The following is a 21,141-nucleotide window of genomic DNA, read 5'->3' as shown; positions in this document are numbered from 1 at the left end:
TTTCATGTCTGGCGTTCGCCTTTCCGGCGGCGCTTCCTACTGCCCACGGCAGCGCATAACCAGTACAACATCCGCGGCACCCAGGCAGCCACTCCATCCGGTATTCGTGGCATGACCCCCAGAGAGCAAGAAATCCTGCGTCGCACCGAGCTTTCCGAAACCCGTGTGACCAAGGCGGTATTCCCGCCCACCACCAATCACCACAACACCCTGTTCGGCGGGACTGCGCTGGCCTGGATGGACGAGGTCTCGTTCATCACCGCGACCCGTTTCTGCCGCCTGCCGCTGGTGACCGTTTCCACCGATCGCATCGACTTCAACCACCCGATCCCGGCGGGCTCGATCGTCGAACTGGTCGGACGGGTGGTCAAGGTCGGCAACACCAGCCTCAAGGTGGAGGTCGAGGTGTACCTGGAAAGCATGTACGCCGACGGTCGCGAGAAGGCCATACACGGCCTGTTCAGCTTCGTTGCCATCGACGACGAAAAGCGGCCGGTTCCGGTCCTGCCGGGGTTCCCGGCCAGCCAGGCGGCTTGAGACAGGCGGAAAGAAGGCACCCACGGGTGCCTTTTCCATATCCCCGGACGATCCGGCCCTGGGTTGGGATCAGGGCCGCAGGCTGATCTTCAGGGAGGCCTGGGACAGGTCGATCTGTTGCAGGCTGACGCTGCCGAACGTCTGCTCGCGCGGCGCGCCGGCAATGCGAATATTGTCGAAGCGCACCTCGCCGATACTGCTCGGCAGGCGCAGGTTGACCGAGCCGTCGGGGTTGAGCGTGCTTTGCGTCTTGCCGGTTTCGTAGCGAACGTCGCTCATCGAGGTTTCCGCCTCCAGGCTGTCGAGCATCGGCATCACCAGCTTCGCCAGTTGCTTCACCGCGGCCAGTCCGTCGCCGCCCTCGGCCTTCAGGAACAGGCCCTCGAGGCTTTCGTTGAGGCCCTGGGCGTTGACGTTGCTCATCTCGACGTCGGTCAGCGGACGCAGGTTCTTCGGCAATTCCTGGCGGCTCATGGCCGCTGGCGGCTGCATACGCTGGATGTCGGCGCTGGCCATCTGGAACGGACTGAGCAGGGCGGCGACCAGGGTCGCGGCCAGGCGCAGGTTGGTCTGCTTCTTCAGCGCCTTCTTCAGTTGCCGTTCGCTCAGCAGGCCCTGCTCGATCAGGGTTTCGCCCAGGCGCTTGTGGTTGCTCAACTGCGCCTGGATCGCGGCGTCCAGTTGGGCGGCGCTAATCAGCCCCTTGTTGATCAGGATCTGGCCCAGGCGGGAATGTTGTTGATTGGACATGGTCATGGCCTGATGAAAAAAGAGGATGATGGCTAGATGCAATCATCCTCTTCGTGGGCTTCGTTTGTCACCCAACCTTGGATAGGGTGACGACGGTCTTTCGTCGGTTCGTTGAAGTCTAGTCGGCGATTTCCGTGGCCTGCGACTTGCTGACTGACGGTTCCGCGTCGATCAGCGACAGCAGCGTCCAGCCGGTGCCCGGCGCCAGCGTGGACTGTGGCGTGGCGACGTGCATCCTGCCGTTCGGATCGCGGGCGAACAGCAGGATCGCGGACTCGCCGTGCAGCGCCTGGTAGTCGTTCCAGCCGAAGGTGTCGGTGAGCAGGGTGGTGCGGATTTCGGCGCCGCGCGACAGCAGGCTGGCGAACTGCGCGTAGGTCAGCGGTCGCTGGCCAAGTGGGCGGCCACGGTGTTCGTCGCTGGAGCGGTGCTTGTCGGTACGCTTGGCTTCCTGGCTGGTCGGCAGGCCGAACAGCTGGCGATGGCCGAACTCGTGGCGGAAGCGCATGGCCGCCAGGGTATTCAGCTCGCCGGCTGGAGAAACCCCCAGCAAATGCCCGATGCCGACCAGGTCGAGGTGGGCTTCGGCGTGCTGCGAGGTGGGATTGCCGAAATAGGTGGGCAGGTTGTCCATGCGGGCGGCGCGGATGTTTTCCCAGCTCGAATCAGTCAGCAGCACGCGGCTGCCGAGGCTCTTCAGGGCCTTGCCGATGGCGCGCCCGACCGGATTGGCGCCGACGATCAGGTAGCCGCTGGGCGAGGGCTCGGCGACCTTCAGCAGGCGCGCCAGGGGGCGGGCGGTGGCGCTTTGCAGGACCACCGTGCCGATGATCACCAGAAAGGTCAGCGGCACCAGCAGCGCCGCCTGGGCATGGCCTTCGGCGCTCAGGCGGATGGCGAAGATCGCCGAGACCGCCGCGGCGACGATCCCGCGCGGGGCGATCCAGCTGAGCAGGGCGCGCTCGCGCCAGCTCAGCGGCGAACCCCAGGTCGACAGCGCCACGTTCAGCGGCCGGGCGACGAACTGGATCAGCAGCAGCACCAGCAGCGCCGCCGGGCCCAGGCCGAGCAGGGCATTGATGTCCAGGCGCGCGGCCAGGAGGATGAACAGGCCGGAAATCAGCAGGACGCTGAGGTTTTCCTTGAAGTGCAGGATCTGCCGTACGTCGACGCCCTTCATGTTGGCCAGGCCCATTCCCATCAGGGTGACGGCGAGCAGTCCGGATTCGTGCATCACCCGGTTCGAGGCGATGAATACGCCCAGCACCGCGGCCAGCGTCGCCAGGTTGTGCAGGTAGTCCGGCAGCCAGTGGCGGCGCAGGACGATGCCCAGCGCCCAGCCGCCGAGGATGCCGAACAGGCTGCCGCAGAGGATCACTCCACCGAAGGTCTGCAGGCTGTGTAGCCAGCCATCGCCTTCGCCGCTGGAGATGATGAAGCTGTACACCACTACCGCCAGCAGGGCGCCGATGGGATCGATGACGATGCCTTCCCAGCGCAGGATGTTCGCCACCGCGGCCTTGGGCCGGACCACCCGCAGCATCGGAACGATCACCGTGGGCCCGGTGACCAGGGTCAGGGTGCCGAACAGCAGGGCCATTTCCCAGCTGAAGTCGAGCAGGTAGTGGGCGGCCAGGGCGATCACGCCCCAGGTCGAGAGCGCGCCGATGGTCACCATTCGGTGCACCACGGTGCCGATTTCCTTCCATTCGCTGAAATGCAGGGTCAGGCTGCCCTCGAAGAGGATCAGCGCCACTGCCAGGGATACCAGTGGGAACAGCAGGGGGCCGAACATCTCGTCCGGATCGAGCCAGCCGAGTAGCGGGCCGGCGACGATCCCGGACAGCAGCAGGAAAAGAATGGCTGGCAGGCGCAGGCGCCAGGCCAGCCATTGACTGAGCAGGGCGGCGGCACCGATGCCGCCGAGGGCGAGCAGGATAGCGTTCTGGTCCATCGAGGATTCCTTGTCAGCGTCGCTCCGCTCGTCCTGAGCCGGGGCGAACCATCGAGCCACATGGCTCCGCTTTTTCCCGCGGGCACGGGAAGCCGGCCGACCTCCTGTCGACCGGCCTGACTAACCATTACGTGGCGATGACGGCCAACGCTCGCGATAGCGCCCAGGCTATGAAAGACTAGCCGCGCTTTCATTTGGTTCGCAGCCTTCATCCATGAGTACCCTCGAACATCCCCTGATCGACCGTTTCCTCGATGCCCTGTGGCTGGAAAAAGGCCTTGCCGACAACACCCGCGAGGCTTATCGCAACGACCTCCAGCAGTTCAACGCCTGGCTCGATGGCCGCGGGCTGCGCCTGGAGGGCATCGGCCGCGACGCCATCCTCGATCACCTGGCCTGGCGCCTGGAACAGGGCTACAAGGCCCGCTCGACCGCGCGCTTCCTCTCCGGCCTGCGTGGCTTCTATCGCTATTGCCTGCGCGACGGCCTGATCGCCGAGGATCCCACCTTGCAGGTGGACCTGCCGCAACTGGGCAAGCCGTTGCCGAAATCCCTCTCCGAAGCGGACGTCGAGGCATTGCTGGCGGCGCCGGAAGTCGACGACCCGCTGGGCCTGCGCGATCGCACCATGCTCGAAGTGCTGTATGCCTGCGGCCTGCGGGTCAGCGAACTGGTCGGCCTGACCCTGGAGCAGGTCAACCTGCGCCAGGGCGTGGTCAAGGTGTTCGGCAAGGGCAGCAAGGAGCGCCTGGTGCCGCTCGGCGAGGAAGCCATCGGCTGGCTCGAACGCTACCTGCGCGAGGCCCGCGGCGACCTGCTCGGCGGGCGGCCCAGCGACGTGCTGTTCCCCAGCCTGCGCGGCGAACAGATGACCCGCCAGACCTTCTGGCATCGCATCAAGCATCACGCGCAGGTGGCGGCGATCGGCACGTCGATTTCGCCGCACACCCTGCGCCACGCCTTCGCCACCCACCTGCTCAACCATGGCGCCGACCTGCGGGTGGTGCAGATGCTGCTCGGCCACAGCGACCTGTCGACCACCCAGATCTATACCCATATCGCCCGGGCCCGCCTCCAGGATCTGCACGCACGCCACCACCCGCGAGGCTGACGCTTTGTCCGAAAAATCCGTACCTACCCGAAAAGAGGCGCTTTCGTAGCGTTCTGCGACAAGCGTCGGGCCCGTCGGGATAGCGGTCTATGGTAGGCTTCGCCGACCGCACGACAGGAGTGACACATGCGCGTGACCCGTTTTCTGGCTGCTGCCGCCCTCGGCCTGATGAGTACCCTGGCCCTGGCAGACAATGCCGATCAGAACATCCGCAAGACCCTGCAGGCCCTGCAACCGGACCTGCCCATCGACTCCATCGCCAGCAGCCCGCTGCAGGGGCTCTACCAGGTGCAGCTGAAGGGCGGCCGGGTGCTCTACGCCAGCGCCGACGGCCAGTTCGTCATGCAGGGCTACCTCTACCAGGTGAAGGACGGCAAGCCGGTCAACCTGACCGAGAAGGCCGAGAGCCAGGCGATCGCCAAGGCGATCAACGGCGTGCCCGCCAGCGAGATGGTGGTGTATCCGGCCAAGGGCCAGGCCAAGGCGCACATCACGGTGTTCACCGATACCACCTGCCCGTACTGCCAGAAGCTGCATGCCGAGGTGCCGGACCTGACCGAGCAGGGGATCGAGGTGCGCTACATGGCGTTCCCGCGGCAGGGGCCGCAGTCGGCGGGCGACAAGCAACTGCAGGCGGTCTGGTGTGCGAAGGAGCCGACCAAGGCGATGGACGCCATGATGAACGGCAAGGAGATCAAGTCTTCCGAGTGCAAGAACCCGGTCGACAAGCAGTTCCAGATGGGCCAGATGGTCGGGGTGCAGGGAACGCCGGCGATCGTCCTTGCCAACGGCCAGTTGCTCCCCGGCTACCAGCCGGCCAAGCAGTTGGCCAAGCTGGCGCTGGAGGCCAAATAGCGCCGGGTCTGCCGAACAATTGACTAATAAAGAGCCGCTTCGTAATGTGCGGCTCTTTTGTTTTCATCATTGGCGATTTCCGCCGCCCGCTGGCGGAATCCATCGCCAGGATGTGTCGTGGCCCGTACAGTGGTCGCGTCAACCTCGATTCGCTCGGGGAACCATAGCAGGCCGGCGCGTCCGGCCGTCGTAGGTGAGATGGGGAGTTCCAGCGTGAAACCGGTCAAAGTAGGCATCTGTGGGTTGGGGACCGTCGGTGGCGGTACCTTCAATGTACTCGAACGCAACGCCGAGGAGATTGCCCGCCGTGCCGGGCGCGGTATCGAGGTTGCGCAGATCGCCGCCCGCCGGCCGAACCCGAAGTGCGATACCGGTGCGACCCCCATCACCGCCGATATCTTCGACGTAGCGTGCAATCCCGAGATCGACGTGGTCGTCGAGTTGATCGGCGGCTACACCCTGGCCCACGAGCTGGTGCTCAAGGCCATCGAGAACGGCAAGCACGTGGTCACCGCGAACAAGGCGCTGATCGCCGTGCACGGCAACGAGATCTTCGCCAAGGCCCGCGAGAAGGGCGTGATCGTCGCCTTCGAGGCCGCTGTCGCCGGCGGTATCCCGGTGATCAAGGCGATCCGCGAGGGGCTGTCGGCCAACCGCATCAACTGGCTGGCCGGGATCATCAACGGTACCGGCAACTTCATCCTCAGCGAAATGCGCGAGAAGGGCCGTACCTTCCCCGACGTGCTCGCCGAGGCCCAGGCCCTGGGCTATGCCGAGGCCGACCCGACCTTCGACGTGGAAGGCATCGACGCCGCCCACAAGCTGACCATCCTCGCCTCGATCGCCTTCGGCATTCCGCTGCAGTTCGACAAGGCCTACACCGAAGGCATCTCGAAACTGACCAGCGCCGACGTCAACTACGCCGACGCCCTCGGCTATCGCATCAAGCACCTAGGCGTGGCGCGTCGCACCGAGAGCGGCTTCGAGCTGCGCGTGCACCCGACCCTGATTCCCTCGGATCGCCTGATCGCCAACGTCAACGGCGTGATGAACGCGGTGATGGTCAACGGCGACGCCGTCGGCTCGACCCTCTACTACGGCGCCGGTGCCGGAATGGAGCCGACCGCTTCCTCGGTGGTGGCCGACCTCGTCGACGTGGTCCGCGCCATGACCTCCGATCCGGAGAACCGCGTACCGCACCTGGCGTTCCAGCCGGACGCGCTGTCCGACCACCCGATCCTGCCGATCGAAGCCTGCGAAAGCGCCTACTACCTGCGCATCCAGGCCAAGGACCACCCGGGCGTACTGGCCCAGGTGGCCACCATCCTGTCCGAGCGCGGCATCAACATCGAATCGATCATGCAGAAGGAGGCCGAGGAACAGGACGGCCTGGTGCCGATGATCCTGGTTACCCACCGGGTCATCGAACAACGCATCAACGATGCCATCGCCGCCCTGGAAGCGCTGGAAGGCGTGTCCGGGCCGGTGGTCCGCATCCGTGTCGAACAACTGAATTGATCGAACGCCGGGCGCCGCTCGCGGGCCCGCGTCAACAGCGAAGGTTTTGAACATGCGTTACATCAGCACCCGCGGCCAAGTGCCCGCCCTGAACTTCGAAGATGTCCTCCTCGCCGGCCTGGCCAGCGACGGCGGCCTCTACGTCCCGGAAAACCTGCCACGCTTCACCCTCGAGGAGATCGCCTCCTGGGTCGGCCTGCCCTACCACGAGCTGGCCTTCCGGGTGATGCGCCCGTTCGTCGCCGGCAGCATCGCCGATGCCGACTTCAAGAAGATCCTCGAGGAAACCTATGGCGTCTTCGCCCATGACGCAGTGGCGCCGCTGCGCCAGTTGAACGGCAACGAATGGGTGCTGGAGCTGTTCCACGGCCCGACCCTGGCCTTCAAGGACTTCGCCCTGCAACTGCTCGGCCGCCTGCTCGACCATGTGCTGGCCAAGCGCGGCGAGCGCGTGGTGATCATGGGGGCCACCTCCGGCGATACCGGCTCCGCGGCCATCGAAGGCTGCCGCCGTTGCGACAACGTCGACATCTTCATCATGCACCCGCACAACCGCGTGTCCGAGGTGCAGCGCCGGCAGATGACCACCATCCTCGGCGACAACATCCACAACATCGCCATCGAAGGCAACTTCGACGACTGCCAGGAGATGGTCAAGGCCAGCTTCGCCGACCAGGGCTTCCTCAAGGGTACCCGCCTGGTAGCGGTGAACTCGATCAACTGGGCGCGGATCATGGCCCAGATCGTCTACTACTTCCATGCCGCGCTGCAGCTCGGCGCGCCGCATCGCTCGGTGGCGTTCTCGGTGCCGACCGGCAACTTCGGCGACATCTTCGCCGGCTACCTGGCGCGCAACATGGGCCTGCCGGTCAGCCAGCTGATCGTCGCGACCAACCGCAACGACATCCTGCACCGCTTCATGAGCGGTAATCGCTACGACAAGGACACCCTGCATCCCTCGCTGTCGCCGTCGATGGATATCATGGTCTCGTCCAACTTCGAACGCCTGCTGTTCGACCTGCACGGCCGCAACGGCAAGGCCGTCGCCGAACTGCTGGATGCCTTCAAGGCCAGCGGCAAGCTGTCGGTGGAAGACCAGCGCTGGACCGAGGCGCGCAAGCTGTTCGACTCCCTGGCGGTCAGCGACGAGCAGACCTGCGAGACCATCGCCGAGGTATACCGCTCCAGTGGCGAGTTGCTCGACCCGCACACCGCCATTGGCGTGCGTGCCGCCCGCGAATGCCGGCGCAGCCTGAGCGTGCCGATGGTGACCCTGGGTACTGCGCATCCGGTCAAGTTCCCCGAAGCGGTGGAGAAGGCCGGCATCGGCCAGGCACCGGCGCTGCCTGCGCACCTCGCCGACCTGTTCGAGCGCGAGGAGCGCTGCACCGTATTGCCGAACGAGCTGGCCAAGGTACAGGCCTTCGTCAGCCAGCACGGCAATCGCGGCAAGCCGCTCTGAGCCTGTCGTGAAAGGAAGAAGCCCGCCTTGATGGCGGGCTTTTTCATGTCTTCTCAAAGGGCAGCGGCGAGTTTGTTGCGCGAGGGGCGGAGCAGCCTCAGTGGATCGTTGAACTGGATGTCGCTGGCCAGCTTGTAGTAGCGCCCGACGAAATAGTCGCGGGCCTGGGCATCGTTCTTTCCCTGGTACAGCACCCAGGCGACGCTGATGCCGGCGAACTCGTTGTACTCGATCTGTCGCAGCGGGCTGAAGTGGGTCGCCGTGGTGGCCGTGGCGCCCCAGGCGGGCACGTCGCGGATCAACGGGCCCTGCCAGAGGATCGGCCAACTGAGCGGCGGCACGACCACATCGGCCAGTCCGGTCAGCAGCAGGGTCGGGGTCTTTACCGTGGAACCGATGGCCAGGGGGCCTGGCTCGATCGGCAGGGCGCCGACCAGCTTCAACCGTGGCTCGATGAGTTGCAGGGCTTGTGCAGAGAGGCTGGCGCTCTGCAGTGTGGCCTGGCCGCCGGCGGAGTGCCCGGCGACCAGCGTCCGGGAAAAGTCGGCCCGGTCATGCAGGGCCGAGCCCGGGTCCCTGTCCAGTTTCGCGACCTCAAGGATGCCGAGGGCGTGCATCAGCGGGAAGGAATTGATGAAGTCGGAGGAGATCACCACGATGAAGCCGTGGCTGGCCCACAGTTTCATCAGTTCGTGATAGTTGCCGGCGTTGGAAAGTATGCCGCCGACGAAAGTGATGACCGGAAGCTTGGCGTCGGACGCGGCGATGTCCGCCGGATAGTAGACGCTGGTACTGATCGGGCTGGCGAAGCCATAGGGAAAAGCCTCGTTGCAGCGGATCGAGCCGTCCAGCAGGACGATCCTGGCGATGGTCCCGACGAAGCCACGACAATCGGCGAGCACGGCGGTGCTGGCGATCTCGGTGTCGGCGACCGGACGCGCGTACTGGTCGTTGGCCAGGCCGACGGCGCCGAACAGCAGCGAGCCCTGTGCCGTGCCGGCGGCGAATGCCAGCGCGAGGATGAAGGCGCGCCAGGCGCCGCGGGGGGATGCGAAGGCAGTCATGAGATCCTCGCTGTTCGATGCGCAGGGGGAAGTCTCGTTGTTACTGCCTGACGGACGCGCCGGATACTGCAATTTCAAGCAGGTGAAGGCGTTGCGCGAGGGTGGGATGGTTGGAGTTTTTCCCGGTGCTTCCCTTATAGCGGGCTGATCGTTGCGTTGGCCTGGTTCGGCTCGAATGGCTATTTGCGCCGGCACGTGGCCTTTCGCCAGATGCTGCCGTTAGTCCGGTAAATGCTTGCATCGACGAACCCTATTCGCGTTTTTTCGGTCTTTGACGAGTCTTATTCGTCGAAACAGGAGACCTGATTTGGACAGCCTGAAGCAACGACTGGCCGATGCCTTCGCTCCCCATCCCTTCACCCTCAGCCAGCCCCGGCCCGATGGCGGACGGGTGGTCACGCTGGTCGATCCGCAGGGGGAAACCCTGTTGCAGCGGGTCATCGCCAAGGTGCAGTTGAACGACGAAAGCTATCTCGAGGATGCCGTGCAGACCATTCGCCGGGAATTGCAGGTGCTGGTCGGGCGGATGGAGGAAGACGTGCTGGCGACCTTCCGCGAGCGGGATCACGTGCTGCTGTATTCGTCGCGCTAGCACCGTCTCGTTCGAGGGCGCGTTGCGCATCGGGCGGTCAGGCCGAAGGCGCGCGCCGGTGCAGCGGCTCTTGCCGGATGGCGCCATGCTCGTGGAAGCGTGCGGATAACCCCCTCTCCCTGGCTGGATAGGGGACAGGGCGGCCCCTCTCCCCTCTCCCTGGCTGGATAGGGGAGAGGGGATAGGGGCCGCCCTGTCCGCGGAGCACCGATGAAGGGCTCCGCGTACCGTTCAGATGGCGCCTTCCCGGCGCAGGGCGGCGATGCCCTCGCTGTCGTAGCCCAGCTCGGCGAGCAGGGCATCGGTATGCTCGCCCAGTTCCGGGCCTACCCAATCCGCCGAGCCTGGCGTGGCGGACAGCTTGGGCACGATGCCAGGCATGCGGAATGGCTTGCCGTCCGGCAAGCGTGCCGAGAGGAACATCTCGCGGGCAAGGAATTGCGGATCGCGGAACATGTCTTCGGCGGAGTAGATTCGGCTGGCCGGGACTTCGGCTCGCGCCAGCACCGCCAGCACTTCCTCCAGGGGCTGCGAGGCGACCCAGCGGTCGATAACCCCATAGAGTTCGTCGCGGCGCGCATCGCGCCCGTCGTTGCTGGCCAGTTGCGGGTCGCTGGCCAGGTCGTCGCGGCCGATGGCCTGCATGAAGCGGCGGAAGATCGCGTCGCCGTTGGCGCCGATCTGTACGTGGCGGCCATCGGCGCTGGTGTGGATGGAGGAGGGGGTGATGCCCGGCATGATGTTGCCGGTGCGCTCGCGGATGAAACCGAACACGTCGAATTCCGGAACCATGCTTTCCATCATGGCGAAGATCGCCTCGTAGAGGGCGACGTCGACCATCTGTCCCTCGCCGCCGTTGACCTCGCGGTGTCGCAGCGCCATCAGCGCGCCGATCACGCCCCACAGGGCGGCGATCGAGTCGCCGATGGAAATCCCGGTGCGAACCGGCGGGCGGTCCTCGAAGCCGGTAATGTAGCGCAGTCCGCCCATCGACTCGCCGACCGCGCCGAAGCCCGGCTGGTCCTTGTAGGGGCCGGTCTGGCCGAAGCCCGACAGGCGCACCATCACCAGGCGCGGGTTCAGCGCGTGGAGGACATCCCAGCCCAGGCCGAGCTTTTCCAGTACGCCGGGGCGGAAGTTCTCGATCAGGATGTCGGCATCGCCGAGCAGGCGTTTCAGGATCGCCTGGCCTTCGGCGTGCTTGAGATTGAGGGTCAGGGATTTCTTGTTGCGTGCCTGAACGAACCACCACAGCGAGGTGCCTTCGTAGAGCTTGCGCCACTTGCGCAGTGGATCGCCGCCGTCGGGCGACTCGATCTTGATCACTTCGGCGCCGAACTCGGCGCAGATCCGCGAGGCGAAAGGGCCGGCGATCAGGGTGCCGAGCTCGACCACCTTCAGGCCGGCCAGCGGTTTGGGCGAATGTTCCATGCGGTGTCCGTCAGGCTGCAGTGTGCGCATAGCCTAGAGCATTTGCCGGCGGTGCGGGCGGGTGCCGCGGTAGGGTGAGACGTTTCCCGTTTTTTCCCGATATGCCCGGCGGTCCTTCAATTCCTTTTGCATAGAGGGTTTAATGCGGGAGTCGATACAGGATGTAGCGCGCCAGACACCGAGCCAGGGAGGCCCCTCGTGCCATTTCTTTCTCTCTTTCCTCCCCGTGTTTCTTTTCCATGCTCCGGCCGGCCCGGCGTAGATATGCGCGTGCGTTGGATTTTATTACATGTGAGCTGTTGAAATATTACATGTGATCTCGTAGTGTGAGTCCATGCAACGGAAATCATCAGCCCATTATCAGCGTGTCTTTCGCCAGCGCCTGCGCGAGCAGGGCCTGGTGAAGAAGGAAGTCTGGATCTTGCCGGAGAACGCCGCGGCGCTCGCCGGCATCGAGCGGATGCTGCGTCGCCCGGCTGCCGGAGCGGCTCATTTGGAGAAGGAGGAAGACATGACGGAAGCCCGGGTATGGAACGCTCGCTCGCTGGCCGAGGCCCTGAGCGGCACCGAGCTGTTCAGCAGCGGCGAGGCCCAGATCGAGCTGATCGAGGGGGCGGAAGCGAGTCTCTATGTGATCATGCGCGAATACGGCGACCTGCCGGTGTTCGTCGCGCCCCAGGGCGAGCAGATCATCGTCGAGGCGCTGCTCTGGCCGGAAAGCGACGTTACCGACGCGACCGCCTTCAACGAAGAGGTCCTGCTCAGCCGGCAACTGTTCCCGCTGTCGAGCATCGGCCTGCTCAACCTGCCGGGCGAGGAGCGCTGCTACAGCATGTTCGGCGCGTTGAGCACGACTTCGTCGCTGGCCAGCGTGCTGCACGAAATCGAAACCCTGGCCGGCAACGTGATCCGCGCCACGGAAGTCTACGCCGGCTACCTGAAAGCCCGGGCCTGAGGGAGGACACCATCATGACGGTATGGAGCAAGCTGCTGAGCGCCCTGCGCGGCGGAGCCAACGAGGTTGGCGAGGCGATCGTCGACAGCCAGGCGCTGCGCATCCTCGACCAGGAGATCCGCGACGCCGACGTCGAACTGCGCAAGTCGCGGGAAGCGCTGGCCTCGATCATGGCCCGCCACCGCCTGGCCCAGGAGCGCGTCGAGAAGGGCGCGGCCCAGGTCGCCGAGTACGAGCAATACGCGATCAAGGCACTGGAGGCCGGCAACGAGGAGCTGGCCCGGGAGGTCGCGGAGAAGATCGCGACCCTGGAGAACCAGCTCGAGGGCGAGCGTGCCCAGGTCGCGGAATTCGCCGCCAGCGTAGCCCAGTTGCGCAAGTCGGTGAGCCAGGCCGAGGGCAACATCCGCCAGCTCAAGCAACAGGTGGATACGGTCAAGGCCACCGAGAGCGTGCAGAAGGCGCAGATGGCCGTTGCCCAGCGCTACGGCAACTCGAAGAGCAAGCTGCAGACCGCGGTGGACTCCCTGGAGCGGATCAAGCAGCGCCAGGCCGAACGCGCGGCGACCATGGATGCCGCGGCCGAACTGGCCAGCGCGGCGGCGCCGGACGATGCGCTGGACGCCAAGCTGCGCGCGGCCGGGATCAAGGCCTCGGGCAACAGCGTGGATGGCGTGCTGGCGCGCCTGAAGGAAAAGGGCAAGGCCTGATAGGCCCGCGGCCCGGCGAAGGCGTCCGGGCCCGTTTTTCAGGGATAGAGCGACAATGGAAGGTTTCCTGCAGACGGCGCTGTCGTTCCCGACCGTGCTGTTCAGCTTTCTTCTGATCCTAGCGATCATCTACTGGGGCATCGTCGCCCTGGGCATGGTCGAGATCGATGTGCTCGATCTCGACGCCGAGTCGGTCGTCGATGGCGCCGGCCAGGCCGAAGGCCTCGCCGCGCTGCTGGCGAAGCTGAAACTCAACGGAGTACCGGTCACCCTGGTGCTGACCCTGCTGTCCTTCTTCGCCTGGTTCCTCTGTTACTTCGTCCAGCTGTGGCTGCTCAGCGCATTGCCGCTCGGCTGGCTGCGCTACCCGTTGGGCGCCGTGGTGGCGGTTGGCGCGCTGTTCCTGGCGGCGCCGCTGGCGGCCACGCTGTGCCGGCCGTTGCGGCCGCTGTTCCGCAAGCTGGAAAGCACCAGCAGCAAGTCGGTGCTGGGCCAGGTCGCGGTGGTGCGCAGCGGGCGGGTCACCCTGCAACATGGCGAGGCGTTGCTGGAAGACGGCGGCGCCGGGCTGATCCTGAAAGTTCGTGCGGAAGAGAACAAAGGCTTCAAGCGCGGCGATCGCGTCGTGCTGCTGGAGTACCTGGAGGCGGAGCACGCCTATCGGGTCGTTACCGAGGAAGAGTTCCGCGGTATCTGACCCGGGCTCGGTGAGAATCAAGGAGAACTGCTGCTATGGATATGACGTCGCTGATGCCCCTCCTGCTGGGAGTGGGCCTGGTCGTTCTGCTGGTCGTGGGCCTGCTGGCCCTGTTCAAGGCCTTCTACATCAAGGTCCCGCAAGGCACCGCGCTGATCGTCAACGACATGTCGTCGACGCCCAAGGTGCATTTCACCGGTGCGCTGGTCTATCCGGTGATCCACCTGAAGGAGTTCATGCGCATCTCGCTGATCACCCTGGAGGTCGACCGGCGCGGCAAGGACGGCCTGATCTGCCGCGACAACATGCGCGCGGACATCACCGTTGCCTTCTACCTGCGGGTCAACGAGACCCAGGACGACGTGCTCAAGGTGGCCAAGGCCATCGGCGTCGACCGTGCTTCCGACCGTTCGGCGGTGAACGAGCTGTTCAATGCCAAGTTCTCCGAGGCGCTGAAGACCGTCGGCAAGCAGTTCGACTTCGTCCAGCTGTTCGAGAATCGCCAGGACTTCCGTGACCGCATCATCGAGGTGATCGGCAACGACCTGAACGGCTACGTCCTGGAAGACGTCGCCATCGACTACCTGGAGCAGACCGCGAAGAACTCGCTGGACCCGAGCAACATCCTTGATGCCGAGGGCATCCGCAAGATCACCGAGCTGACCGCCACCCAGAACGTCATCACCAACGAACTGGAGCGCAACGAAGAGCTGGCAATCAAGAAGAAGAACGTCGAGACCCGCGAGGCGGCCCTGGCCCTGGAGCGCCAGCAGGCTGACGCCGAGGCCCGGCAGAAGCGCGAGATCGAGACCATCCGTGCCCGCGAGGAAGCGGAAACCGCGCGGGTCAAGGAAGAGGAGCGGCTGAAGGCCGAGCAGGCGCGGATCCAGGCGCAGCAGGAAATCGACGTGCGCACCGAGAACCACCAGCGCGAGGTCGAGGTGGCGCAGCAGAACCGCCAGCGCGCGGTGGTCATCGAGGTGGAGAAGGTCACCCGCGCCAAGGACCTGGAGATCGTCGCCCGCGAGCGTGAGGTGGAGCTGCAGAAGATCGAGAAGGAAAAGGCGCTGGAAGAGCAGCGCAAGAACATCGCCAATGTGATTCGCGAGCGCGTCGCGGTGGAAAAGACCGTGGCCCAGGAGGAGGAGCGGATCAAGGAGGTGCGCGAGGTTTCCGAGGCCGAGCGGGTCAAGCAGGTGATCCTGCTGCAGGCCCAGGCGGAAGCCGAGCAGGAGCTGGTACGCCAGGTCAAGCAGGCGGAAGCCGACGAGGCCCGCTCCAAGCACAAGGCGGTGGAAATCAACACCATGGCGCAGGCCGAGCTGGAAGCGGCGTCGAAGCAGGCCGAGGCGAAGAAGCGTCTGGCCGAGGGCATCGAGGCCGAGCGCGCAGCGCCGGGCCTGGCCGATGCGCGGGTGCTGGAAGTCACCGCCGCGGCGAAGGAAAAGGATGGCTTGGCAGCGGCGCGGGTACGTGCCGAACAACTGATCGCCGAAGCCAGGGGCGACGAGGAGCGCGGCCTGGCCGACGCCCGGGTGCTCGAGGCGCAGGCCGCGGCCAAGGAGAAGGACGGCCTGGCCGAAGCCAAGGTGCTGGCCGAGAAGCTCGGCGCCCAGGCGCGCGGCGAGGAGCAGCTCGGCGCGGCCAAGGCCAAGGCCACCAAGGACCAGGGCAGCGCGGAAGCGGAAGTACTGCTGCAGCGCCTGAATGCCGAGGCCGAGGGGCTTGGCAAGAAGTTCGGCGCCCTGGATGCCCTCAGCGACAGCGCTCGCCAGCACGAAGAGTTCCGCATGCAGCTGGAGAAGAGCTTCGAGGAGGCCATGGCGGCCATCGCCGCGAACAAGGACATCGCCAAGGAGCAGGCCGAGGTGCTCGCCACCGCGCTGGGCAAGGCGAACATCGAGATCGTCGGCGGCGAGGGCGACTTCTTCAACTCCTTCGCCAAGTCGCTGTCGGTGGGCAAGGCCATCGAAGGTGTGGTCGGCAAGAGCCCGGTGGTGCAGGACGTTCTCGCCCGCCTGCTCAACGGCCGTGGCGCAGCCGCTGCGGTGATGCCGGAACGCAAGAGCGGCCACGAGAACGAGCCGGCGGCGGAAGTCTGAGTCGACCCGCAGCCTCCTCCGCCAACTGCGGAGGCGTTCCGCCCGCGCCTTGAGCGGCGCAGCCCCTGGCGTGGCCTGTTGGCTGCGCCCGGGGCAGGCCGCTCGGGCCGGTTTCCATCGATGACCGCCGTAGACCCAGGAAGACCAGGATGTCGGACACTCAAGCCGCAACTCCCGCGCAGGACGTATTGGACAAGGCCGTTGCCGAGGGCGGCGCCTACGAGGTGCTGCACAAGCGCCTGCTGGAGCAGGGCCAGCGCCTGCGGCAGACCGCCGAAAGGCTCAACGCCAGTCGCCTGGAGGAGTTCGGCGACAGCCAGATGGATGTGATCGGCCGGGTCCGCATCCGTACCGAGAACAACTGCATCGCCCGCGATATCGTCCAGGTCGGCGATTGCCTGCTGTTCGGCTACAACGTGTTCATCGGCCTGCGCAAGGAAACCGGCGTGGCCGACGTGTTCTCCCTCTACCGCCTGGTGGAGGGCAGCGAAGGCTACGAGGCGGAGCCTGTGCCACTGGGGGACAGCTTTCTCGCCGCGCCGGGCTTCGTCAACGACTTCAACGAGCTTTACACCTACTACAAGAACACCCGCCTGCTGCAACTGGCGATCCGCGACGGCAAGCTGCTGGCCAGCTTCCAGATCGGCGAGCGGATCACCGACATCCGCGTGTTCCGCTGGTCGATCTCCAGCGACGGCAGCGAGGTCCGCTACATCGACAACCGCGGCGAGCGCGACATCGCCTTGCCGGCACCGTTCGACTTCGAATGGCAGCGGGCTACCCGCGAGATGGTGGTGGAGGGCCGCTTCCCGCACCTGAACATCCTCGACACCCTGTTCGTCGAGACCATTGGCGGCGACCTGACCATCAAGGTCGAGAACAACACCGAGGTCGGCCTGGGCATCTATCGCGAAGAGGTGATGGACAAGACCCAGTCGCTGGACGACGCGCAGGTTGAGTTCGCCCGCCTCGGCAGCCTGCTGCTGCTCAAGGTCCTGCCCTATCGCGAGGAGCAGTGGCGCTACCTGGTGTTCAACAGCCTGACCGGCAAGGTCGAGCGCATCGACGCCATCGGCCTGGCCTGCATCCAGTTGCCGGAGGACCACGGGATCATCTTCCCCGGCGGCTACTACCTGCAGAACGGCGAGTACCGCACCTTCGAGCAATCCATGGAAGGCATGCGCTTCAAGCGCTCGGTACGCTCGCCCAACGGCGAGGACGTGCAGTACGTTTTCTACCATCCCGAGCAGGGGCGGAACGTGCTGCTCACCTACAACCTGATCAACCGCCAGTTGCAGAATCCGCTGTTCGGCCACGGCTACGCGCGCCTGGAGGACGGGCGCATGGTGATCTTCGCCGCCGAAGGCGAGGAACCGACCCGCATCCATCCGATGCAGGTCTGGCAGACGCCGTTCTGCACCGAGGAGTACGCGGCCCGCCAACCGGCGCGTAGCGGTTTTCTCGGGCGGATCGGCAATGCCGAGCTGGTGCGCGGCGTCTCCGACCTCTACGACTTGTGCCGGGAGATCGAGACCCCGGCGGTTTCGATCCAGCGCTACTCGCTGCTGTGCCAGAACACCCAGCGCCTGTTCGACGTCTACCACTGGCTCGGCAGCGACCAACTGGACGGCTTGGCGCCGCTGTTGCGCGAAGTGGCGGCGACCGCCGAGCTGGTGCTCGACGAGTACGAGAAGGTCGAAAGTATCCGCCGCCAGTCGGCCCAGGCGATGGTCGACGCGGAGGAGCGGCACAAGGCGCTCCTCTCCGGCTTGCTGCCCGACGGCTGGGACCGGGTGCAGCAGTTCGTCGACGGGCTCAACGGCATCACCGCCCAGCGTGGGTTGCTGCTGACCATCCGCGAGTACCGCTACATCGACGTGGCGCGACTCGACGCCATGGAGGCCGAACTGCTCGCGGCCCACGAGCGGGTGGCCGCCGCCACCGCGACCTTCCTCGCCAGCGAACAGGCCCTGCAGCCCTTGCTGGAGCGCCTGCAGAGCCTCGATGGCGAGGCGCAGAAAGCCGAGACCGTGGCCCAGCTCGGCGAGCCGCTGGCGGCCCTGGAGGCGATGGCCGGCGACCTCGACATGCTGTCCTCGCTGATGGCTTCGCTGCGCATCGACGACGCGACCCAGCGGACCCGCATCATCGAGTCGATCTCGGAGATCTACGCCCGCCTGAACCAGGCCAAGGCGCGCGCCGAGCAGCGGCGCAAGGGACTCGGTTCGAGCGAGACCGTGGCCCAGTTCGGCGCCCAGTTCAAACTGTTCGGCCAGGGCATCACCAACGCCCTGGCCCAGGCCCAGGACCCCGAGCGCTGCGACGAGCAACTGTCGCGCCTGCTGGTGCAACTGGAGGAACTGGAAAGCCAGTTCGGCGACCATGAGCAGTTCCTCGGCGACATCCTGGCCAAGCGCGAGGAGCTGCTGGAAACCTTCGAAGCGCACAAGCAGACCCTGCTCGACGAGCGCCAGCGCAAGGCCCAGGGACTGCTCGACGCCGCCCGGCGAATTCTCGACAGCCTGCAACGACGCACCGCGCGCTTCACCCAGGCGGAGGAACTGAACGCGTTCTTCGCCGCCGACCCGCTGATCCTCAAGTTGCGCGAACTGGCCGAACGTCTTCGCGAATTGAAGGACAGCGTCAAGGCCGACGACGTCGAGGCGCGCCTGAAGGCCGCGCGCGACCAGGCGGTCCGCGCATTGCGCGACAAGAGCGAGCTGTTCGAGGAGGGCGGCGACGTCATCCGCCTGGGCCCGCGCCACCGCTTCAGCGTCAACACCCAGGAACTCGACCTGACCCTGATGCCGCGCGGCGACGCGCTGTACCTGCACCTGACCGGCACCGATTTCCTCGAACCGCTGCAGGACCCGCGGCTCGATGAGTTGCGCGAGTTCTGGCAGGTGAACCTGGAATCCGAATCGGAGACGCTGTACCGCGCCGAATATCTCGCCGGCGAAGTGCTCGCCGCCGCCGACGCGGGCCGCGATGGCTTCAGCCTGGAGCGCTTGCAGGCGCTGCTGGCGCAGCCGGACGAGCTGGCGCGGGCGATCCGCGATTTCGCCGCACCGCGCTACAAGGAGGGCTACGAGAAAGGCATTCACGACCACGATGCGGCGGCGATCCTGGTTCGCCTGCTGCCGTTGCGCGAGAGCGCCGGACTGCTACGCTACGCACCCTCGGCGCGGGCCTTCGCCAGCCTGTTCTGGAGCCGCCGGCGCGAGGAGCGGGAAGTCGCCGGCTGGCCCGAGCGGGCACGCAGCAGCCGCAGCATCCAGCAGATGTTCGGTCGTGACGACGGCCTGCTCGCCCTTCGCGGCGAAGTGGCCGCGGCGATGCGTGCGCTGCTCGCCGAACAGCCCATCGCGCTGGACCCGCAGCATATCGACGAGGCGGCCGAGTACCTGGTCTGGGAATTGTCCGCCGAGCGTCCCGAATTCACCTTCAGCAAATATGCCCGGCAATTGCAGGAAGGACTCAAGCTGCGCCTGCAAGGCGCGCGTCTATGGGACGACTACCGGCAGACCCTGGAGCGTCTCGGCGAGCGGCCCGCCGCCCAGTGGGAACTGGCCGGCAACTGGCTGCGCGGACTATGTGGCGACGCCGAGTTCCAGCCGCTGGCGGCCTACCTGGACGAGGCGGTGGCGCTCTCGTTGCTGGACGAGGAGATGCCACGACGGATCACCGAGGTCGACCTGCGCTTCCAGGTCGACGGCCTGATGGGCGAGCATCCGCGCATCGTCGAACGCGGCCTGGCGCTGGCGGTGGACGACTTCTTCGGCCGCCTGCGTCGCCATCGCCAGCAGTTCCTGCCGGGGCTGCGGCGCTACCAGGCGCTGCGCCAGGAGATCGTCGAACGCGAGCGCGAGACATTGCGCCTGGCCGAGTTCAAGCCGCGACCGCTGTCCTCGTTCGTTCGCAACAAGCTGATCAATGACGTCTACCTGGGTGTCATCGGCGACAATCTGGCCAAGCAGATGGGGACGGTGGGCGAGAACAAGCGCACCGACCTGATGGGCCTGCTGATGCTGATCTCCCCGCCAGGCTACGGCAAGACCACCCTGATGGAGTACGTGGCGCATCGCCTGGGGCTGATCTTCATGAAGATCAACGGTCCTGCCCTCGGCCACGAGGTGCGCTCGCTCGACCCCGGGCAGGCGCCGGACGCGACTTCGCGGCAGGAACTGGAGAAGCTCAACCTGGCGCTGGAGATGGGCAACAACGTGATGCTCTATGTCGACGACATCCAGCACACCCATCCGGAGTTCCTGCAGAAGTTCATCTCCCTCTGCGACGGCACGCGCCGGGTGGAAGGGGTGTGGAAGGGCCGGACCAAGACCTACGACATGCGTGGGCGGAAGTTCTGCGTGGTGATGGCGGGCAACCCCTACACCGAGTCCGGCGAGGTCTTCCGCATTCCCGACATGCTCGCCAACCGCGCCGACATCTACAACCTCGGCGACACCCTCAGCGGCATGCAGGAGGCGTTCTCCCTCAGCTACATCGAGAACGCCCTGACCTCCAACCCGGTTCTCGCGCCGCTGGCCACCCGCGACATGGCCGACGTCTATCGCTTCGTCGCCAAGGCCGAGGGCAAGCCGTTCTCCAGCAACGAGCTGGTCCACGGCTACAGCGGTGCCGAGATCAACGAGATCAGCAGCACCCTGCAACGCCTCATGCAGGTGCGCGACGTGGTGCTCAAGGTCAACCAGCAGTACATCGCCAGCGCCGCCCAGGCCGACCAGTACCGCAGCGAGCCGCCGTTCAAGCTGCAGGGCAGCTACCGCAACATGAACAAGATGGCGGAGAAGATCTCCGCGGTGATGAACGATGCCGAGCTGCTGCAACTGATCGCCGACCACTACCAGGGCGAGTCGCAACTGCTGACCACCGGAGCCGAGGAGAACCTGCTGAAGCTCGCCGAACTGCGCGGCAACCAGAGCCCCGAGCAGGCCGAGCGCTGGGCGCAGATCAAGCGTGACTTCCTGCGCAACAAGTCCATGGGCGGCAGCGACGCCGACGTCGGCGGACGGCTGGTTGCGCAGCTCAACGACCTTGTGGAAAGCGTCCGTGGCCTGGCTCGCGAACCCCAGCCGGTACAACCGGCGCCCTGGGACGAGTTGCTGGCTGGATTGCGCCAGCTCGGCCAGGGCGCGCCGGCGCTGAACGTCGAGGTGACGGCGCCTGCGCAGCCGGGCGTGCAGCAGGTGCTGGAGAGCCTTGCCGCCTGCCTGCAGGACAGTTTCCTGCCGCTGATCAAGGTGATGGACCGCAAGATCGACGTCGACCTGCGCACGCACAACCGCATCAACGAGATATCCAGCCGCCTCGACGAACTGGGCCGGTTGCTGGGCGGCGAGCAGAGGCCGCTGGAGAACGATCAACCCTGAGGACACGAGGAGC

15 protein-coding genes are annotated in these 21,141 nt (G+C 65.8%); 11 read left to right on the top strand and 4 right to left on the bottom strand.

The genetic code is table 11. The annotated features are described in order from the left end of the window. Positions 1–111: 111 nt before the first annotated feature. Positions 112–537, top strand: a complete 426-nt coding sequence (locus HMPREF1224_RS21355; protein ID WP_003092635.1) for an acyl-CoA thioesterase — start codon at positions 112–114, stop codon at positions 535–537. A gap of 69 nt (positions 538–606) precedes the next feature. Here HMPREF1224_RS21355 and HMPREF1224_RS21350 read toward each other — a convergent pair whose 3' ends face one another. Together HMPREF1224_RS21350 and HMPREF1224_RS21345 are read right to left on the bottom strand one after the other, a co-directional pair. Beyond that, positions 607–1,293, bottom strand: a complete 687-nt coding sequence (locus HMPREF1224_RS21350; RefSeq protein WP_003119314.1) for a cyclic di-GMP-binding domain-containing protein, MshE-related — start codon at positions 1,291–1,293, stop codon at positions 607–609. A 112-nt stretch (positions 1,294–1,405) separates the two neighbouring features. After that, entirely contained in the window at positions 1,406–3,241 is a 1,836-nt protein-coding gene (locus HMPREF1224_RS21345; RefSeq protein WP_003100653.1) for a cation:proton antiporter, read from the bottom strand. A gap of 214 nt (positions 3,242–3,455) precedes the next feature. Here HMPREF1224_RS21345 and xerD point away from each other — a divergent pair, with 214 nt between their 5' ends. The 4 genes from xerD to thrC all read left to right on the top strand — a co-directional run bounded on the left by xerD (position 3,456) and on the right by thrC (position 8,187). Continuing rightward, positions 3,456–4,352 carry a site-specific tyrosine recombinase XerD gene (gene xerD, locus HMPREF1224_RS21340; RefSeq protein ID WP_003092629.1) on the top strand — a complete coding sequence of 299 codons (897 nt, stop codon included), beginning with the start codon at positions 3,456–3,458 and terminating at the stop codon, positions 4,350–4,352. Positions 4,353–4,478: 126 nt separating this feature from the next. Further along, positions 4,479–5,207, top strand: a complete 729-nt coding sequence (gene dsbC / locus HMPREF1224_RS21335) for a bifunctional protein-disulfide isomerase/oxidoreductase DsbC (RefSeq protein WP_003092626.1) — start codon at positions 4,479–4,481, stop codon at positions 5,205–5,207. Between the two features lie 213 nt (positions 5,208–5,420). After that, positions 5,421–6,725 (top strand): homoserine dehydrogenase, encoded by a 1,305-nt coding sequence (locus HMPREF1224_RS21330; protein WP_003109642.1) that lies wholly within the window; start codon positions 5,421–5,423, stop codon positions 6,723–6,725. Between the two features lie 52 nt (positions 6,726–6,777). Next, entirely contained in the window at positions 6,778–8,187 is a 1,410-nt protein-coding gene (gene thrC, locus HMPREF1224_RS21325) for a threonine synthase (protein ID WP_010793378.1), read from the top strand. A gap of 53 nt (positions 8,188–8,240) precedes the next feature. On the opposite strand, the gene HMPREF1224_RS21320 is transcribed toward thrC, so the two are convergent. Beyond that, the gene (locus HMPREF1224_RS21320) at positions 8,241–9,446 is read right to left on the bottom strand and encodes a poly(ethylene terephthalate) hydrolase family protein (protein WP_016852517.1); all 1,206 of its coding nucleotides are present in this window, start codon (positions 9,444–9,446) and stop codon (positions 8,241–8,243) included. Positions 9,447–9,558: 112 nt separating this feature from the next. On the opposite strand from HMPREF1224_RS21320, the gene HMPREF1224_RS21315 reads away from it, so the two are divergent. Beyond that, on the top strand, positions 9,559–9,843 hold the full coding sequence (locus tag HMPREF1224_RS21315) for a DUF3509 domain-containing protein (RefSeq protein ID WP_003092618.1): 285 nt from the start codon (positions 9,559–9,561) through the stop codon (positions 9,841–9,843). A 231-nt stretch (positions 9,844–10,074) separates the two neighbouring features. Here the strand turns inward: HMPREF1224_RS21315 and HMPREF1224_RS21310 are convergent, their stop codons facing one another. Further along, positions 10,075–11,304: a CaiB/BaiF CoA transferase family protein gene (locus tag HMPREF1224_RS21310; protein WP_003143193.1), complete on the bottom strand. Its 1,230-nt coding sequence runs from the start codon at positions 11,302–11,304 to the stop codon at positions 10,075–10,077. 304 nt (positions 11,305–11,608) lie between these two features. Between HMPREF1224_RS21310 and HMPREF1224_RS21305 the strand changes: the two genes are divergently transcribed. The 5 genes from HMPREF1224_RS21305 to HMPREF1224_RS21285 all read left to right on the top strand — a co-directional run bounded on the left by HMPREF1224_RS21305 (position 11,609) and on the right by HMPREF1224_RS21285 (position 21,128). After that, entirely contained in the window at positions 11,609–12,229 is a 621-nt protein-coding gene (locus HMPREF1224_RS21305) for a biofilm formation regulator BacA (RefSeq protein ID WP_003092612.1), read from the top strand. A gap of 14 nt (positions 12,230–12,243) precedes the next feature. Beyond that, positions 12,244–12,939 carry a PspA/IM30 family protein gene (locus HMPREF1224_RS21300; protein WP_003092609.1) on the top strand — a complete coding sequence of 232 codons (696 nt, stop codon included), beginning with the start codon at positions 12,244–12,246 and terminating at the stop codon, positions 12,937–12,939. Between the two features lie 55 nt (positions 12,940–12,994). Further along, the gene (locus HMPREF1224_RS21295; RefSeq protein WP_003100672.1) at positions 12,995–13,636 is read left to right on the top strand and encodes a hypothetical protein; all 642 of its coding nucleotides are present in this window, start codon (positions 12,995–12,997) and stop codon (positions 13,634–13,636) included. A 35-nt stretch (positions 13,637–13,671) separates the two neighbouring features. Continuing rightward, the gene (locus HMPREF1224_RS21290) at positions 13,672–15,738 is read left to right on the top strand and encodes a flotillin family protein (RefSeq protein ID WP_003119319.1); all 2,067 of its coding nucleotides are present in this window, start codon (positions 13,672–13,674) and stop codon (positions 15,736–15,738) included. A gap of 149 nt (positions 15,739–15,887) precedes the next feature. Further along, the gene (locus tag HMPREF1224_RS21285; RefSeq protein WP_010793375.1) at positions 15,888–21,128 is read left to right on the top strand and encodes a DNA repair ATPase; all 5,241 of its coding nucleotides are present in this window, start codon (positions 15,888–15,890) and stop codon (positions 21,126–21,128) included. The last annotated feature ends 13 nt before the right edge of the window (positions 21,129–21,141 follow it).

This window comes from Pseudomonas sp. P179 (assembly GCF_000478485.2).
Lineage (GTDB): Bacteria > Pseudomonadota > Gammaproteobacteria > Pseudomonadales > Pseudomonadaceae > Pseudomonas > Pseudomonas aeruginosa.
This window is presented reverse-complemented; position numbering and strand designations above follow the sequence as displayed.

Coding starts and splice junctions, on each gene's coding strand:
- HMPREF1224_RS21345 (WP_003100653.1), bottom strand. CDS start 3,241: ATGGACCAGAACGCTATCCTGCTCGCCCTCGGCGGCATCGGTGCCGCC.
- xerD (WP_003092629.1), top strand. CDS start 3,456: ATGAGTACCCTCGAACATCCCCTGATCGACCGTTTCCTCGATGCCCTG.
- dsbC (WP_003092626.1), top strand. CDS start 4,479: ATGCGCGTGACCCGTTTTCTGGCTGCTGCCGCCCTCGGCCTGATGAGT.
- HMPREF1224_RS21300 (WP_003092609.1), top strand. CDS start 12,244: ATGACGGTATGGAGCAAGCTGCTGAGCGCCCTGCGCGGCGGAGCCAAC.
- HMPREF1224_RS21350 (WP_003119314.1), bottom strand. CDS start 1,293: ATGACCATGTCCAATCAACAACATTCCCGCCTGGGCCAGATCCTGATC.
- thrC (WP_010793378.1), top strand. CDS start 6,778: ATGCGTTACATCAGCACCCGCGGCCAAGTGCCCGCCCTGAACTTCGAA.
- HMPREF1224_RS21305 (WP_003092612.1), top strand. CDS start 11,609: ATGCAACGGAAATCATCAGCCCATTATCAGCGTGTCTTTCGCCAGCGC.
- HMPREF1224_RS21285 (WP_010793375.1), top strand. CDS start 15,888: ATGTCGGACACTCAAGCCGCAACTCCCGCGCAGGACGTATTGGACAAG.
- HMPREF1224_RS21355 (WP_003092635.1), top strand. CDS start 112: ATGACCCCCAGAGAGCAAGAAATCCTGCGTCGCACCGAGCTTTCCGAA.
- HMPREF1224_RS21290 (WP_003119319.1), top strand. CDS start 13,672: ATGGATATGACGTCGCTGATGCCCCTCCTGCTGGGAGTGGGCCTGGTC.
- HMPREF1224_RS21310 (WP_003143193.1), bottom strand. CDS start 11,304: ATGCGCACACTGCAGCCTGACGGACACCGCATGGAACATTCGCCCAAA.
- HMPREF1224_RS21295 (WP_003100672.1), top strand. CDS start 12,995: ATGGAAGGTTTCCTGCAGACGGCGCTGTCGTTCCCGACCGTGCTGTTC.